This window comes from Pseudomonas nitroreducens, assembly GCF_010994165.1.
In the GTDB taxonomy this organism is placed as follows: domain Bacteria; phylum Pseudomonadota; class Gammaproteobacteria; order Pseudomonadales; family Pseudomonadaceae; genus Pseudomonas; species Pseudomonas nitroreducens.
In genome coordinates, this window is sequence record NZ_WMBX01000009.1 from 1 (window position 1) to 15,515 (window position 15,515).

The 15,515-nt window shown below is 58.1% G+C and carries 14 protein-coding genes and 2 pseudogenes; 3 read left to right on the forward strand and 13 right to left on the reverse strand.

The window, feature by feature from the left end; genetic code table 11:
- Window positions 1-260: 260 nt before the first annotated feature.
- The 9 genes and pseudogenes from GJV37_RS29005 to GJV37_RS29040 all read right to left on the reverse strand — a co-directional run bounded on the left by GJV37_RS29005 (window position 261) and on the right by GJV37_RS29040 (window position 8,817).
- The gene (locus GJV37_RS29005) at window positions 261-2,543 is read right to left on the reverse strand and encodes a hypothetical protein (RefSeq protein ID WP_193453244.1); all 2,283 of its coding nucleotides are present in this window, start codon (window positions 2,541-2,543) and stop codon (window positions 261-263) included.
- 464 nt (window positions 2,544-3,007) lie between these two features.
- A complete protein-coding gene (locus tag GJV37_RS29010) occupies window positions 3,008-3,595 on the reverse strand; it encodes a hypothetical protein (RefSeq protein ID WP_193453245.1) in 588 nt (195 codons plus the stop codon).
- A gap of 67 nt (window positions 3,596-3,662) precedes the next feature.
- Window positions 3,663-3,950 carry a hypothetical protein gene (locus GJV37_RS29015; protein ID WP_193453246.1) on the reverse strand — a complete coding sequence of 96 codons (288 nt, stop codon included), beginning with the start codon at window positions 3,948-3,950 and terminating at the stop codon, window positions 3,663-3,665.
- 39 nt (window positions 3,951-3,989) lie between these two features.
- Window positions 3,990-4,307: a hypothetical protein gene (locus GJV37_RS29020; RefSeq protein WP_193453247.1), complete on the reverse strand. Its 318-nt coding sequence runs from the start codon at window positions 4,305-4,307 to the stop codon at window positions 3,990-3,992.
- 54 nt (window positions 4,308-4,361) lie between these two features.
- On the reverse strand, window positions 4,362-4,826 hold the full coding sequence (locus GJV37_RS29630) for a hypothetical protein (protein WP_246228459.1): 465 nt from the start codon (window positions 4,824-4,826) through the stop codon (window positions 4,362-4,364).
- A 252-nt stretch (window positions 4,827-5,078) separates the two neighbouring features.
- Window positions 5,079-5,486 (reverse strand): annotated as a pseudogene (locus tag GJV37_RS29935) (TniQ family protein); the annotation flags it as partial.
- 10 nt (window positions 5,487-5,496) lie between these two features.
- Window positions 5,497-6,390 carry a TniB family NTP-binding protein gene (locus GJV37_RS29030; RefSeq protein ID WP_246228461.1) on the reverse strand — a complete coding sequence of 298 codons (894 nt, stop codon included), beginning with the start codon at window positions 6,388-6,390 and terminating at the stop codon, window positions 5,497-5,499.
- On the reverse strand, window positions 6,377-8,266 hold the full coding sequence (locus GJV37_RS29035; protein ID WP_193453249.1) for a helix-turn-helix domain-containing protein: 1,890 nt from the start codon (window positions 8,264-8,266) through the stop codon (window positions 6,377-6,379). The genes GJV37_RS29030 and GJV37_RS29035 overlap by 14 nt, the downstream gene beginning before the upstream one ends.
- Window positions 8,263-8,817, reverse strand: coding sequence for a TnsA endonuclease N-terminal domain-containing protein (locus GJV37_RS29040; RefSeq protein ID WP_223121875.1), 555 nt, complete (start codon window positions 8,815-8,817; stop codon window positions 8,263-8,265). The genes GJV37_RS29035 and GJV37_RS29040 overlap by 4 nt, the downstream gene beginning before the upstream one ends.
- 390 nt (window positions 8,818-9,207) lie before the next feature.
- Here GJV37_RS29040 and GJV37_RS29045 point away from each other — a divergent pair.
- Window positions 9,208-9,912: pseudogene (locus tag GJV37_RS29045) on the forward strand (ATP-binding protein); the annotation flags it as partial.
- Here GJV37_RS29045 and GJV37_RS29050 read toward each other — a convergent pair.
- Window positions 9,909-10,397, reverse strand: coding sequence for a RidA family protein (locus tag GJV37_RS29050; RefSeq protein ID WP_193453250.1), 489 nt, complete (start codon window positions 10,395-10,397; stop codon window positions 9,909-9,911). The pseudogene GJV37_RS29045 and the gene GJV37_RS29050 overlap by 4 nt on opposite strands.
- A 28-nt stretch (window positions 10,398-10,425) precedes the next feature.
- Window positions 10,426-10,656, reverse strand: a complete 231-nt coding sequence (locus GJV37_RS29055) for a DUF1127 domain-containing protein (RefSeq protein WP_024762090.1) — start codon at window positions 10,654-10,656, stop codon at window positions 10,426-10,428.
- A gap of 184 nt (window positions 10,657-10,840) precedes the next feature.
- Here GJV37_RS29055 and GJV37_RS29060 point away from each other — a divergent pair, with 184 nt between their 5' ends.
- Window positions 10,841-12,289: an aminotransferase-like domain-containing protein gene (locus GJV37_RS29060; RefSeq protein WP_038803555.1), complete on the forward strand. Its 1,449-nt coding sequence runs from the start codon at window positions 10,841-10,843 to the stop codon at window positions 12,287-12,289.
- Window positions 12,290-12,371: 82 nt separating this feature from the next.
- The gene (locus tag GJV37_RS29065) at window positions 12,372-13,175 is read left to right on the forward strand and encodes a TlpA disulfide reductase family protein (RefSeq protein WP_170859067.1); all 804 of its coding nucleotides are present in this window, start codon (window positions 12,372-12,374) and stop codon (window positions 13,173-13,175) included.
- Between the two features lie 150 nt (window positions 13,176-13,325).
- Here GJV37_RS29065 and GJV37_RS29070 read toward each other — a convergent pair whose 3' ends face one another.
- Both GJV37_RS29070 and GJV37_RS29075 read right to left on the reverse strand, forming a co-directional pair.
- Window positions 13,326-14,378: a hypothetical protein gene (locus tag GJV37_RS29070; protein WP_024762088.1), complete on the reverse strand. Its 1,053-nt coding sequence runs from the start codon at window positions 14,376-14,378 to the stop codon at window positions 13,326-13,328.
- A gap of 184 nt (window positions 14,379-14,562) precedes the next feature.
- Window positions 14,563-15,471, reverse strand: coding sequence for an AraC family transcriptional regulator (locus GJV37_RS29075; protein ID WP_037012811.1), 909 nt, complete (start codon window positions 15,469-15,471; stop codon window positions 14,563-14,565).
- Window positions 15,472-15,515 lie beyond the last annotated feature (44 nt).

A 15,515-nucleotide genomic window follows, 5' to 3' on the forward strand; every position in this document is an offset into this window, starting at 1 on the left:
ATCGAGGTCTTCTACAACCGAACCCGCCGTCACAGCCACTTGGGCGGTGTCAGTCCCGAGGCCTTTGAAAGCGCCTCGTTATGAGGCCGGGAAATGTCTATTGAAATGGGGGTAGTCCACATCGGTGCATCACATCCCGAAGTGAACCGTCGTCTCAACCTAACGGTCCCGCTTTGGGAGCGCATCCCGCCGTCTTCCTTGGTTTATTTCCCTGCATATAGCATTGGCCCCTGAAGCGAGCTTCAGGGGCCAATGCTTAATCAATTACCTATTTGGAAGATTGCCTTTATGCCATCCCACAATCCGCCAGCATAGATCGCCTCCAAACCCATTAAAGCCGGAGCGATGATGATTTTTTTACCAACAAAACTGCACCACCGACTGACTCTCCAACTTTGTAAATAGGGGCGCTTCGAGGTGTGCCCAGAAGAGAGACAGACTGCTACCGTGATCGGAAGGAGCAGCAATAGTAACTTAATGCTCCTGACTCCCCAGTCGTTAGTGAGGCCTAGAGCCTGGGGCACCTCAAAATGACCAGCGAGTGAGTACAGGCCCACTCCAGCCAGTATTGGCGCAAACAAGAAGAGGCCAAAGAATTTAGCCCGCTCCAAAGTGCGCTCTGCGGCGTCTGCCCGTTCGCGCTGAGTCTCAATTTCGGCCTGAGATGTGATGGCGCCCTTCTGGAGTTGAACTGCGAGTGCTGCCTGCTTTTGCTCAGCTTGCTGCGCTTTCAATTCTGCCTGCTGCCGTTCGGACTCAATGTCCTGCACGCGTTGCGCCATTGCCTGATTCTGACTTTCCGCTGACTGCCGCGCTTCTCGCTCTTGACCAAGCATCTGATCACGTTGATCGATACCGCCTTTGGCTTCCTCTAACTTCCCTACGAGGTCTTTGTTGAGGCCAAGCAGCTCGTCGCGAACGAGCTCAAATGCCTCCTCGTTGGACGCTTCGTGACTTTTCAACCGCGATCTCAATGCCTGGTTGGCGAGAACCACACGGATCGTGGTCTCTGGGAGATCGTCGATGTTCTGGAAGCGAGAAAGTGACTCCAGCACCTTCATGGTTGCCCGTTCATCTTCAGGATCGAAAGACTGGAAGAACAACGGCAGGCGTAAAGCATCAACGAGGCTTTCTTCAAGCTCAGGAGTGCGCGGAACCCAAAACTGGATTAGTTGAACCAGGTTTGTAGGATGGAGCACCACCGGGAGGGTCGCCCCATTCGCAGACCTCTTGGCACGGTCAAAGTTGATCAAGCGCCAGTCAATGGATACGGCCCAGTACTCGACCTCGAAAGGTGAGTCTCCGTTGATAAGTCGACGATCATTCACCGCGTGCCAGAGTACCGCGTCGTGAAGCAGTGTTTCGTAGCCCTTGCGTCGCTTTTCCGGAGGCTCAGCCTCTTCACGTTTTACCTCGGTCATCACATCATCGATCACGTCTTGCCGCATGTGATAGACCGAAGGATGTGCTTCGAGAACCGCAATACCTTTCTCATTGAGGATGTGCCTCAAGTCCTCAATGTAAGGGCGAAAGAATATCTGAGCGGAGAGCCCAGGGTTCTTGGCGGCTGTGGCAAAAAATTTCTTTGCTATGCTTGGCAGCGATTGCGATAGAGCGGCTCGCGCCAAGGCTTGGGTAGTTCTGACCTGTTCAACAAGGTGCAACTGAGCCATTAGTACTCGCTTCGCCTCTTCCAGCGTACTAGGCAAGACGTAGAGCTTGATTTCCAGCTTGCCATGGCTTTTCTGCGCTAAGTCGACGAGCGCCAATGCAGCATCATCAGCTGGATTGTCGTGCAACTGAAGTACGGAAAACAGGAAGTTTGTATCAAGAACCACCTTTATAGACCGGACCTTACGAGCCTGATTGATCGCGCTGAGCGTTTCAGGTTGAAGGTGGGTCGCTTCTGCAAAAAAATACGCAGTCATGAACCGGAGAATCTGGTTCCGGCAGACCTGGTTCTCTGGATCGAAAAACGACATAAGAACCTGGCGCAGCCCCTCTCGATGCTCCGAGTCGATACGAGTGAAGAAGTCCTCAAGCCAATCAAAATCCTTTCTTAGGCTCCCTCCGATTAGCAGCCGGAAAAGGTTTGCTCCGCTAACACGGATTGCTTTGGAAAGCGCTGAAGTGAAGTGTCCCCAAGCCTGGTCAGCATCAAGATTGGGGCAGTGTTCAGCGCAGGCCGCCTCAAAAAAACCACGGCAAGCGTGCTGCTCTTCCTGAGCTTCAGCATGAGAAACAGTCAGTTCTTTGAAGGCTCGTTCGGTCAGCTTGTATTTCGAATCAGGCAGCATAGAGACAATCCCGATTTCACTGAGGCTTGTTAGCTGCTTAGCAAGCTCGTCGTCTGCCAGAGGCACTCCACCACCAGTTTCTCGACGAATTGCCTGCTTCAACTCAGAAATCGTCATCGGCGTCTGAGACTTCCAAAGCACGCCCTTCACAATTTGGCTAACGCCCTTCTTCCACCATCCGGACTCGTTGAGCTCGACGTGGTGAATCAGCGAAACAATATCCGGGGATAGTTGGCGACTTGTCATGCGCGACCACCAACAACGACAACCAAATAGACTCCCTGCACAAAAGCTCCCTTTTTATTCTTGTTAAACATGAATTTTCGGTATGAGATCCGGATGGCTCAGGATGGCTCAGGATGGCTCAGGATGGCTCAGGATGGCTCAGGATGGCTTCAATGTTATTAGTGGAGGCGTTGTGCCAGCAATGACTTTGTGCGACACCCCTAAAATGCGAATTATAATATTTCTTAAACATGAGTGCGTCACTCAATTGTGGCTAGGGCCAGGAAGCGGAACGCTTTCCCGTCGGAGAGCACTGCCAAGGAAGCTCTCAACCCGATCAAGCCATCGGCCAATGAAGGCCGTTCACCGGTGCGCTTTAGTCAATCCGAATGGATGATGCTCAATCAACTCAAGCTTCCTATACCAAGAACAATCTCCGCACCCGCTAGAAAGGCGCTGTAGGCATGAACGCCCACTCGTCTGACTTAGATAGTCCTGGCTTTGACGAACTCGGCTGCTGCACGTGTGAACGTCCACATGGGGTTGCCTTGTGAGTTGCGGCCCGGCAAGAGCAGCCTTGCATCAACGAGTGCTTGCAAATCCCCTTCGAGGAACCGGGAGTCAGCAATTTCTACTTGCCCCCCGCACCCATCTAAAAACAGAAGCTCTGAGTCCTCTGATAGGTAGTCGACGAGCAGCAATTTGCTCGCCTTGTTCTCCTCAATCTGCACCAAAATGCTGATGGCTTGGTCCGACAGCGATGCTTCGGGATACAGACTCTTACCAAGCTGAGCAAAGCCTTCAACGGCACTCGCGAATGCAACCAACGCGCTATCCAACTGCTCCAGCCGCTTGTGCAGCGCCTCGCGATCTTGATTGAGGATTGCCTTGATACTGATTACGGTGCCGTGATTGGCCTCGATAAGAGCCTTGAGGTCAGAATGGTTGCTGGTCACCAGCCACTGCATGAAGTCGTCAAAGCTCTTGCCGCTGACACTGTCGCGGCCGGCCTTGTACTGCCCCACAAGTCCTACGATTGATGCGAACCCACCGGCTATGGCCATCGGATCCATATGCCCCTCCTAGGATGAAGTGATCGCTGCTCAAATCCGCGTGTCTCTGGGCCCGCCTGCAAGGAAACTAATCGATCACCGACTCCAACGTATTGAGCTCACCAAGAGCCCACACCCGATGTGACTCAGCCGAATGGCTGTTATCTACATCGAACCCCAGGGCGGCAGCAGCATGGAGTCCAAGCTTGAATGCCTTTTCCCTCGCGTAGCCATTCAACTGCTCATCCTTCTCCAGTTTCTCGACCAGCGTGCTGATAGCCGCGAAGAGCGAGGAGCGCTCGAATACTGACTCGGCCAGTTTCAGGCTCTCCACCAGCTCACGGAGTGCGGCAACGCGGGCTTGTATGTGGGTCATATCTGTCCTTAATGTTGCGTGCTGAAGAGAGCAACCGCCTTACTGCCCTTGATGACGGAAATAATCCATGACACCGCAGACGTGGCCGGGCTGAAGCTCCGGTAGATTTTCCCAGAATGAGGCAGCAAGGGGAGACTCAACCGTGAAAAGGCAGACAAACATCTCTTCGTCTAAGTCGTAGATCACCTGCTCCACGGCAGGAGAAAGCTCGTCTCCGGATGTGGTCTCCCACAGTGTCGTGCTGATCCCTTGTTCAAAGCGCATGCCTACGGTAGGCACAAAGGGGAGTTCGATTTCACGGCAATATCCGCGGGGCTCGCCACCGATGACTCGAACAGCTAGGAGAATCCTGTGCATCACGTATCCCTTCGTTGATTGATGCCTCTTTCTACCAGATTCGCTGCCAATGGGTTAACGCGTCAGCCAGTGTTGCAGTGCTCGTTTTGTCGCATCTCGCTGCAGCCCAAGTGCTTGCCCCAGGCTCTGCCAGGTTGCCTGGCCGTCGCGCCTGACCAGGAACTGTGCAGCAGCATCAATTTCACACGGCGTTGGGGAATAGGTGCGGTTATCCAGATGGTCCAGAAGCGCTGCCTCGAGCCAGAAGGGCAACTGGTCAGGCTGCTCGGCAATGCGGCTTCTAGAAAGACCAGCTTTGCGGCATGCATAGACGAGATGTTCTGGCCAGTTCTGAAGCAGCCAACACGCGTGGAGCAGCAGTGACAGGCGCCGCTGCACTTCAAGAAACTCGAAATGGCAGCCTGAGTATGGGAGGGCCTCCCTTGTACCTATTTCCGCAGCTATTGCACCACGCAGCCGTGCTCCAAAGCGTCCGTTGAGCAGGCCCAGCAGCGTGCGCAAGCCCGAGAAAAATGGCACCGGGCAACTCACTCTTGGAAGTAGCTCGGCCCATGGACAGCCCTCGATTTTCCCGTGAAGGGACCACGCGAGGTCTAAGGACGAAAGGTCAGGCCAGGAAGGGTATCTCGGCTCGACGCGGCAAAGATCGAAGCCACACGACTGGCATAGAAGTAGCTGACTTACATGGGGCAGCTTGTCTCTACCGACCCCATGACGGTGAAAGGCCACTGGAGATCCGCATTGCCGGCATGAGTCCTCTAGACAACACCTATGCTCGCTACAGAGGACAAATAGGGCCAGACGCCACGGCAATCGGTAGTAGCCATCCGCCCGTAAACACAATGGGCAAAACTGAATGCCTGCATGCCGGTGTATCCGATGGAACACACCTAAAGGCAGCACCCATGGCACTACACCGTTCTCAGAGAGCTCCTGATAGAGAACCCCCTCGTATTTAGTCAACGTCATCCGACGCAGAGCATCAGGCGCCTGCATGGTTTCGGAGAAAAGTAAGCTCAGCAGCTCCTCGGAAGGATGGCGATCTATGTCTCTGTTCCAGATGGCCCCAGAATAACCCAACAGCTTTGAGTAGAACGTATGAAGTGTGAAGCCGTTGGAAAATGCCAAGCGCACCAACCAAGACGAAAATAGTTCGTCTGGTTTTGGCTGGGGATGCATCGGGAGCAGATCACACCTCCGATACTTGCCACTTCCGCTCGGACGGCGGCTTATACCCACACTTGCTCAAGACCTTGACGTCTATCTGCTCAACGCCAGTCTCAATTGCGTACCTGGTAGCAGAATTCAACAGCTTTGAGAGTTCGCCAATTGTGCCCTCTGACATAGCCAGCAACTTGTTTACTGTGACTGTTCTGGACAGTCTTGAGGCTTTGCGCAAGGGCAACGTCATTTCATAGGACGCCAACAACCTCCTGACTTCATCCCCCTCGGTCCACTTAGGAAGAATCTCTGGCTCGAACCTGTTCTGTAACTGTTCGTCGACGCTAAAGGCACTGATCAAGGTCTGATCACCAACCCCGACAATAGATATCTGCAACTCATTTGTTAAGTACTTGATTACGTTCAAGAACAAGTGCTGTCCTTGAGACGATGTTGCAAGCATATTATGCATCTCGTCAATTACAAGAACTTTTAATTGAACACCCCGCAGCACATCAACTACGAATGCCCTCTTAGCATCAGAAGAACCATTGGGAGCACGCTTTAGAAATGGCTTCAACAACTCCAGATACAGACCAGATTCAGTTGGTTTGGGGGGCGTTTGAATCACCAGCACAGGCACAATGATATTTTCTCCGTGCGGGTTCAGTGAAGGGCGATGCTGGCTCGCAAAACGGGTTATTAAATCAGTCTTTCCATTGTTCGTCCGGCCAATTAAAAGCGTATTCGGCATGCGGGCGACCCGTGGGTGCCGATAAAGCCACTCCAGCTTCTGGCTGATCTGACGAGCTCTCGTGTAATTGAACCAACGAGGCTCCTCCAGCCACGAGATCCGATCACTGTCACTCATATCCCGGTAGCGCCCTGCTATCTCGGGATGGATATGCTCAAAGTCGCTCATAGTTATAACCCATTTCGATGTCAAAAGGCTCCACTGACACAGGTTCATCAGCCTCATGGGCGATGGGCTCGCCAGAATCAGTCGGTGAGTGGGCTTTATGAACTCCAGTCCAACCGCGCCGACGCTCTGACATGCGCCGCTTGCGCTTCTCCGAGGCCCGAGCATTTTTGGCGAGCCTTGTTTTTTCTATAGCTTCCTTCTCTATTTCACGAAGTCGTTGAACGCCCTCAAACAAACTGTTCTCGTCCACCTTTGCGTGGGGATCAGATTTTATGCGTCTATTTGCAGAATTTAGCTCCCAGATGCTAATTGGTGGGCGATTGGCATTGAAATAGGGAATTGGATGATATGTTTCGCTCTCAGGATCAAGGAAATAGATGACACTTATATCTCGGGGGTCGCGAGCGAATACAAATTTTCGACTTCCGCCGCGCGCATCCTTCTCAACAATTCGATTCTTAAGTACTGGTGCGTAATAGTGAATATAATCCCAGACCACGCCTTTGCGCTGAACTGTCTTTTCCTCAAAAGGCAAGAAATCAATCCTGAACTTCTCCTCATTATCAATTGCTTCCGGCAATCCAACACCAGGCGCATCGCTAGTGCCATGAACGCAACGAGCATAAAAATTAATTGGCGGGATATCACAAATTCCTTCGTGAGCGCTGTTGTGATAGCAATAAACTATATAAATAGTTATCCAAAGCTCTAACTCGCGCAAAGTAAAGCAAGCGCGCCCTTCGGAGTCGTAATCACGCTTATCCCTGACATTGGAAAAAGTTGTACCAGGAATATTGTGGGTCTCTTCCATAAAGGTTCTGAATGCGCGCTCGATATGAGGCCCGTAATTAGGCTGGCCTTTGGGGCGCCATTCCAAGGAAATACCATGCTCATTACATCCACGACCTAACGCCTTACCCCTGAACTCACTAGCGTTGTCCACGTGAATTGTCTGCATTTTTCCGTATATCGGCCATTCAGCATGAATGTCCATCTTGGCTAACCAGTAGTCCTTCTTCATCACTGCGTGCGTAATAGCCAAAGCTGCAGAGGTTGAACTTGGTGGGTCTAGAGTCAAACAGAACCCAGTAATCATCCTTGTATGCACATCAATGCACATAGTAAGGTATGGCCTACCTATGGGCAGTCTATGCTGTTCATCAACCAAAGTTAAATCAACTGGCGTATGGTCGATTTGCACTAGCGCATTGGGAACAATTGTCTCAGGGAAAGATCCTCTCAACGGATTATGCTTATGCGAGGCAGCACGCGGTCCAAGCCGACGACGGCAACGCTCTTTTTCATCAATGGCGCGGATTCGCTGATGGAGTGTATTAATATGCGGCGGCACTATTCCGAGCTTATAGCACTCAACTTTAATAAGTCGGTATACGTAGGCCGCAGTTGGCCGCTCTGCTTTTAAATACTCCGTCTGTATCAGGCTATGCATAACATGCTCGACCTCCTCATCCAGGCGCAGCGAGCCGCTGTCGGATCGAGCAGTCCTAAGTAGAGACGAGACAAGTCCGGTCTCGTTAAAGCGCTGTATCCAGCGATAGATAGTCGCTGTGCTTTTTCCAGAAGCATCAGCCACTCGCTTCACATCATCAAAGCTATTTCCTCCAGCCCCCAGGAGTGGCCGGATTAGCTCATAACGCTCGGTCGCAAGGTCCCAAGCTTGGTTCTCTGCAAAGACATGCTTAGCAATCAAACCCACATCCTGGTTTGGGCTTAATGCCAACTCAGAGGCCCGAACGACGTGGGTGGTCTTCTCGGCGACTGTACGAATGACTGCTTCAGTAAGCCCTTTGATCTCGAGCACCACACAGGCGTCATTGCGCCAGTAGGCCAGGCTTCCAGGACGAATAGTGTTCATGGGGTAGGCTCCCGCATGGGCCAAATGCGAGTGGCCATGGTTAGCTTTTCATCCAGATCGCACCCGATGTCCCCTACCGCCATCATGTGCCAGAGCACAGGGATCAGGTGCCCCCTGCCGCTTGGCAGCGAACTCAGTGCGTGTAGGAGGAAGTCAGGATCAGCCTCCTGCAGGTCCCAAAGAACAGTCAACACATGGTCCCGGATAGCGGGATCTACCTTGCGCCCCAAATATGGCCAGAGAAACTTCACATTCGAGAGATAGGTCGTCCGAATCTCTTTCTCTGTAAATACGCAAAAAGACCAACCGCGCTCCTGGCAGAACGCCTTTGCTGCCCGAAATTTTGGAAGGTACTCGCGCCAGGCGTTTCGGAAGTCTTCCCGGAACTTAACCTCGTAGAGAACGGATGGTTCGCGACTGCTAGCTCGATAGTGGATGAGTCCATCAGGTGTGTAGGTGCAAACTTTGTCGTCGGCTCTGCGATAGCGGATGACCAGGGGCTGAGGCACGAACTGCGAGACGTTTCGATCAAAGCGAACCAGCTCCATCATGTCTCGCTCGAGGGTGGACTCAAATCGCCCCATCCCAGCGACAACTCCGGTCAGTCCTCGAGACGTACGGCTGACATCACGTACAGGGCCCGCAGAATGGATTGCTTGATTGTCCTGAGTTTGGGGGCTGGCTGGGCCTCTTCGGGTAGGAAATGGCATAGAGCACCTGTCGGAGAAGATTGCCCTGATGCTACTCAGCTGCTCTTCTCTGCAGATCTCAATTCGCCCCAGTTGCGGGGTCGGACCTACCTGATCAGCATGCTGAGTCAACCGTCGCGACTACATGCTGGGCCAAACCTTCCTAAGGATCTATGCGAGGTCCATTTCAATCGCGCCGACAGGTTACGCCTGTTCCGCCAAGCGTCAGCGGCAGGGTGACGAATGGGCACCCCATTCGCAGATAGCGCTGTAGCCAGAACAAATTTCGCATTTACCGATGGGTCTTACAGGGGAAGCCGCCCGCAGCCGGGCGAGATCACACTGGCGCACGAGGGTGTGTTGTTCCTGGATGAATTGCCGGAGTTCGATCGCAAGGTCCTGGAGGTTCTCCGCGAACCGCTGGAAGGGGGCGAAATTGTCATCGCCCGCGCCAGCGGCCGTGTGCGCTTCCCGGCACGCTTCCAGTTGGTAGCAGCGATGAACCCCTGCCCCTGCGGCTATCTCGGCGACCCCAGCGGCCGTTGCCGCTGTTCGCCGGAACAGATCCAGCGCTACCGCGCCAAGCTCTCCGGGCCACTGCTGGACCGCATCGACCTGCACCTCACCGTCAACCGTGAAAGCACCACCCTTGCACCCAGCGGGCCCAGCACCAGCAGCGCGGAACTGGCCACTCAGGTCGCCGCTGCCCGCCAGCGCCAGCTCGCCCGCCAGGGCTGCGCGAACGCGTTTCTTACGCTGAAGAAAATGCACCAATATTGTGCATTAAGCCCGGAAGACCAGGCCTGGCTGGAAAAGGCCGGCGAACGCCTGAACCTGTCACTGCGCGCCCTGCACCGGATTCTCAAGGTCGCCCGCACCCTTGCCGACCTGCAGCAGGAAGACCGCATCGCGCGCCCGCACCTGGCCGAAGCGCTGCAATACCGTGCGGGGCACTAGCGCGGCAGGCCCTCGGCGATGGCGAGGAGATTCAGCTCGACCGTCGCATTCTTCGGCAACTGATAGACGCCGACCGACGTGCGCGTGTGCACACCGGCCACGCCCAGCACCTCATACAGGACTGCCGAGGCGCCGTCGGCCACCTCGCTGTGCTGGGTAAAGTGCTCCGCCGACAGCACGAACACATTGAGCTGCAGCACCTTGCGCACCCGCTCGAGATCCCCCAGCGCCTGTCGCAGCAACGCCAGCGCCCGCATCACGCAGACTTTGGCGGCCCGTTGGGCGTCGGCCAGCGACACCTCACTGCCCGCCCGACCGGTGACGACGATTTCATCGCCTACTCGCGGAATCTGCCCGCTCAGGTGCACCTGGTTTCCCTCGATGAGGAAAGGCACGTAGTTGCCACCGATCTTCATTTCACCGCTGAAGTCGTAGCCGAGCTCGGCGGCGATCCGTTCAAACGCAGCAGCGCGCTTCTCGCTCATAAGTGCTCCCTGATCGGTCTGTAGGTGATCAGCAGCGCCAGAATGGCCGCATCGCTTCCAGCTTCGCCTGCTCGCGGCTGATGCCGATGTCGCGCAGTTGCTCGTCGGAGAGCTCCAGCAGTTGCTTGCGGGTGCGCACGCGGCGCCAGAACTGCTGCCAGCGGCTTTCGCCGTGCTCACGCGGCGCCACGCGGGTGCCGGGGATCTCCAGCAGTTCCTGTTGATAAAGGGTCAGCCGCACATCGCTCAGGCCGCTCATGTCGTCACTCCTCCAGTCGGGTTCTTCGGACGTGGGGCTAGCGTGACGAATCGGGGAAAATCATTACAGATTCAACACGACAAAGTTTTTTCCATACAGAACCGGGCGAAATCGGTCTGAATGGCGTATTTTTTCCCGATCTGTACTGCATCGAGCCGAACCAACCCGGCACGGGAGATCTGTCATGAAACGCTACGCGCAGTTGGCCGCCACCCTCGGCGAACGCATCGAGCAAGGCCTGTATCGCCCTGGCGACCGCCTGCCCTCGGTGCGCGCGCTAAGCGAAGAACATGGCGTCAGTATCAGCACCGTGCAGCAGGCCTATCGCGTACTGGAAGATGACGGCCTGGTGGAGCCGCGGCCCAAGTCCGGCTACTTCGTGCCGGAACGTCGCGAACTGCCGCCGATGCCGGCGATGACTCGCCCGGCACAGCGGCCGGTGGATGTGTCGCAGTGGGACCAGGTTCTGGAACAGGTGCGCCGCGCGCCGGGCGGCGATTTCGTCCAGCTCGGGCGCGGCACGCCGGATATCGCCAGCCCTTCGCTCAAGCCGCTGCAACGCGCGATGGTGCATGCCGCGCGGCGGACCGACCTGCAGAGCCTGGGCTACGAAGGCATCCAGGGCTCGCTGCCGCTGCGCGAGCAGATCGCCCGGCTGATGCTCGACTCCGGCTGCCAGGTGCCGCCCAGCGAGATCGTCATCACCACCGGGTGCCAGGAAGCGCTGGCCATCACCCTGCGCGCCATCTGCGAACCGGGGGACATCATCGCCATCGACTCGCCGAGCTTCCACGGCGCCATGCAGGCGCTCAAGGCGTATGGCCTGAAGGCGCTGGAAATTCCCACCGACCCCACCAACGGCATCAGCCTGGAAGCGCTGGAACTGGCGATGGAACAGTGGCCGGTGAAGCTGATCCTGCTCACCCCCAACTGCAACAATCCGCTGGGCTACATCATGCCCGACGCCCGTAAGCGCGCCCTGCTGACGCTGGCCGCGCGCTACGACGTGCCGATCCTCGAGGACGACGTCTACGGTGAACTGGCCTACGCCTTCCCGCGCCCACGCAGCATCAAGTCCTTCGACACCGACGACCGCGTCCTGCTGGCCAGTTCCTTCTCCAAGACGGTCGCGCCCGGCCTGCGCACCGGCTGGGTGGTACCGGGGCGTTACCTGGATCGCATCCTGCACTTCAAGTACATCGCCAGTGGCACCTGCGCGCCGCAGCCGCAGATGGCCCTGGCCGAATTCGTCGGCGGCGGCCACTACGAGCCGCACATCCGCCGCATGCGCGCGCAGTACCAGCGCCACCGCGACCTGATGACCGAGTGGGTCGGCCGCTACTTCCCCGAAGGCGCGCGAGTCACCCGGCCGCGCGGCGGCTTCATGCTCTGGGTCGAGTTCGACCCGCAGTTCGACAGCGTGCGGCTGAACCACGAATTGCGCCGCGACAACGTACAGGTAGCGGCGGGCAACATCTTTTCCGCCTCGGGCAAATACCGCAACTGCATCCGCATGAACTACTCCAACCGCGACCTGCCGCTGATCGAAGCGGCCGTGCGCAAGGTCGGCGCCTGCGCCGGGCGGCTCACCGCCGAGTTGCGCGAGCAGCAGGCCGAGCCGCTGCCGGCCTGAGGCGAAACATTTATCCACAGCCCGGCGCTGCCGCATGGCCGCGCCCTGCTGTACCTTGGTTTCCTTTTGCCGGGCTCCTGCCTTGACCAGTCTGACCCTCGGCCCACTGGCCATTCCCCTGCCCCACGTCCTGCTCTACCTCGGCTTCTTCGGTGCGCTGCTGGCCGGCTGGCTGGCCGGGCGCAGGCGCGGCGCCAATCCCGAAGGTGCGCTGTTCGCCATGTTCCTCGGCGGCCTGCTGGTGGCACGGCTGGCATTCGTTGCGCGCTTTGCCGAGCAGTACGCGGCGACGCCCCTGAGCATTGTGGATATCCGCGATGGCGGGTTTCTCGCGCTACCGGGCGTGATCGCCGCTGCGCTGATCGGCGCCGTGCTGGCCTGGCGCAGGGCCGCACTGCGTCGCCCGCTGGCCGTCGCCGCCGTGGTCGGCGTATGCCTGTGGGGCGGCGGCAAGGCAGTGACTTCGGCGCTGGATCGCAGCCAGCAGCTTCCCGAACTCACGGTGATGGACTTGCGCGGGGCGGCCGTGGACCTGCGCGCGCGGGATGGCCGGCCCATGGTGGTGAACCTCTGGGCCACCTGGTGCCCACCGTGCCGGCGCGAAATGCCGGTGCTGGAGGCCGCCCAGAAGCAGCGCAGCGATGTGCGCTTCCTGCTGGTCAACCAGGGTGAGAACGCCGAAGCCGTGCAGCGTTTCCTGCGCGACCAGGGCCTGAGCGAAGCGGCAGTATTGCTCGACAGCGGCAACCGCCTGGGCCAGCTCACCGGTTCCTACGGCATGCCCACCACCCTGTTCTACGACGCCCAGGGGCGCCTGAAGCACAGCCAGATGGGCGAGCTTTCTGCTGCCAGCCTGGAGTACGGGCTGGGCCAGCTCAAGGACTGACCCACAGTAAAAGCCGCGAATTCGTAAGCGGCTGGGAGGTCAGAGCAGGGGAATGGCGCAAGAGTGGACTCCGTCCGCGATGGGGCCCGGCGCGATACGAGCCTATCGCGGACGAAGCCGACTCGTGCAAAAGCGCTAAGCGCTTACTGCTTACTGGATCTCCTCCGGCGTGACGATCACCCAGTTCTTGTCGGCGGTCACCGGCTGGCCGAGCTTGGCCTGGGCTTCGGCATTCTTCTTGATCATGCCGTTGAGCTGGTCCATGTACTTGGCCTTGCGGTTGATCCACAGGTGCACGCCGTTCTCGGCGGTTCCGTTGAACAGCATGTAGCCGTCGCTGCTGGGCGTATCGCCGCCGACCAGGATGGGCTTCTTCCACTGGTCGATATAGGTGAGGATCGCCGCCTGCTTGCCGGCCATCCAGGTCGCCGGAGTCCACAGGTAGGGGGTGATTTCCAGGTCCAGGTTGGCCTTGGGATCGTACTTGCCCTCGCTGATCTGCTTGCGCGCGGTGGTCAGCGCGCCACTCTGGCGGTCCTTGAGCAGGGTGGTGACGCCGATGACGTTCTCCGGCTTCACGTTGTAGCCGTACTTGGGATCGCTGGCGACCATGCGCACCAGTTCCTCATGGGCGGCGGTCATCACATAGACCTCGATGCCGTTCTCCATCAGCTTGTTGTACAGCTCGGTCTGGCCGGTGAAGACCTTGGGCGGGTTGATCGAGAGGGTCTTGACCACATCGCCTTCGTAATAGGTGCTGGGCACCGGCTTGCCGTAGGCCATCAGCTCGTCGACATAGCCCTTGAGCTCCTTGAGGGTGAAGCCGGAGAACACCTGGGCGACCCAGGGGTAGCAGACCAGGTCGTCGACTTCGCAGAGGCGGTAGTAGTAGCTGTTGAGGCTTTCCTTGTGGCCGTTCACGTCCTTGAAGGGGATCAGCTTGAGCGAGGGATCGAGCTTCTCGCGGGTCAGCACGCCTTTCATTTCCAGGAAGGGCAGCAGCGATTCCTCGAGGTCGTAGCGGTAGCTGGTGTTGTCCATGTCGAAGACCGCGAAGGCGCCCTTGTTGGCATTGGCAGCGATCAAGGCGTCGAGCTGCTTGGCGGCGGGCGCCGGCCAGTGCTTCAGCTCAGTGGCGGCAAACGTGGTGCTGGCGAGGCCGGCCAGGATCAGGCCGGCGAGCAAGGTGCGCATGGGCTTCATGGAATTCCCCCGAGTGGTGTTGTTGGAATGGGGAAGGCCCGAAACGGGCCCTCGCTGGACTAGTCCAGCAATGACCCTAGCAAAGCGCTGTTTCAGCTCTGCGACGGCAGCGACGCGAACCGTCGCGAAGGCGGCAGGACATATCCATACGCGCCACGCGGCTTTGCCGGCAGCGACGACTGGTCTAGTTCACCGCACGGCGCAGGCGGCCGGGGGCCTCGCCGTAGGTGTCCCTGAACTTCTTGGTGAAGGAGGCCTGGGACTGGTAGCCGACCTGGGCGGCAATGTCGCAGAGGCGCAGCTGCGAGGTGCTCAGCAGGCGGTAGGCCAGTTCCATGCGCACTGTGGTCAGCAGCGCCCAGGGCGACCGCCCGGCAACCTGGGTGAACAGGCGCGTGAAAGTGGCGCGGGACATGTTCGCCCGTTCGGCCAGGGCCTCGATGGTCCATTCGTGGGCAGGATCGTCGAGCATGGCCTGCCAGGCGCGGCTCAGGCGCCTGTCGGCGAGCAATGCCAGGGTGCCGCTGCTGGGGGTGTGCTCCTGCAGGTAGACGCGCAGGATCAGGGTGAACAGCGCCGAGGACAATGCATCGACCAGGAAGCGCGCACCGGCCTGGTTGCCGTCCGCCTCGGCGCGCAGCAGGCCGACCAGCGCGGCCACGGCATCGCCCAGTCCATTGTCCTGGCAGGACACCTTCAGGACGCTCGGCAAGGAGCCGATCAGCAGCGAGCCGCGCTGGTAATGAAAGCTGCCGCAAAGCATGTCCAGCTCGCCTTCGCCCGTGCCAAGGCGATGGACCGGCAACAGGCCCGCCTCGTGGACTTCCGGCGACTGCGCGGCCACACGAGCGCCTTGGCTGCGCAACAGGTGGGCTGCACCGTCGGGAAGGACCAGTACGTCGCCTGCCTCGAGGTCCAGGGCCTGTCCGTCGGGCATTTCCGCCCGGCAGCTGCCGGACAGCACCACGTGGTACTGCGCCGTCCCCTCGGGCAAGGGCTCGTGGTCCAGCGCCCAGTCGCCGAGGAAGCGGCAACGCAGGTCGAGACTGCCGCGCAGGCCAGCGAGCTGGATGAGGTGGTCGATGGAGTTCATGGGATTCCCGGCGAGGGCAACGGCTGACAGATTATCCGCAGCGA

Bases quoted from the DNA above. Each gene is read 5' to 3' on its own strand.
- GJV37_RS29020 (WP_193453247.1), bottom strand. From the start codon at position 4,307: ATGCACAGGATTCTCCTAGCTGTTCGAGTCATCGGTGGCGAGCCCCGC.
- GJV37_RS29050 (WP_193453250.1), bottom strand. From the start codon at position 10,397: ATGAGCGAGAAGCGCGCTGCTGCGTTTGAACGGATCGCCGCCGAGCTC.
- GJV37_RS29055 (WP_024762090.1), bottom strand. From the start codon at position 10,656: ATGAGCGGCCTGAGCGATGTGCGGCTGACCCTTTATCAACAGGAACTG.
- GJV37_RS29040 (WP_223121875.1), bottom strand. From the start codon at position 8,817: ATGATGGAGCTGGTTCGCTTTGATCGAAACGTCTCGCAGTTCGTGCCT.
- GJV37_RS29075 (WP_037012811.1), bottom strand. From the start codon at position 15,471: ATGAACTCCATCGACCACCTCATCCAGCTCGCTGGCCTGCGCGGCAGT.
- GJV37_RS29060 (WP_038803555.1), top strand. From the start codon at position 10,841: ATGAAACGCTACGCGCAGTTGGCCGCCACCCTCGGCGAACGCATCGAG.
- GJV37_RS29030 (WP_246228461.1), bottom strand. From the start codon at position 6,390: ATGAGCGACTTTGAGCATATCCATCCCGAGATAGCAGGGCGCTACCGG.
- GJV37_RS29005 (WP_193453244.1), bottom strand. From the start codon at position 2,543: ATGACAAGTCGCCAACTATCCCCGGATATTGTTTCGCTGATTCACCAC.
- GJV37_RS29015 (WP_193453246.1), bottom strand. From the start codon at position 3,950: ATGACCCACATACAAGCCCGCGTTGCCGCACTCCGTGAGCTGGTGGAG.
- GJV37_RS29070 (WP_024762088.1), bottom strand. From the start codon at position 14,378: ATGAAGCCCATGCGCACCTTGCTCGCCGGCCTGATCCTGGCCGGCCTC.
- GJV37_RS29035 (WP_193453249.1), bottom strand. From the start codon at position 8,266: ATGAACACTATTCGTCCTGGAAGCCTGGCCTACTGGCGCAATGACGCC.
- GJV37_RS29010 (WP_193453245.1), bottom strand. From the start codon at position 3,595: ATGGATCCGATGGCCATAGCCGGTGGGTTCGCATCAATCGTAGGACTT.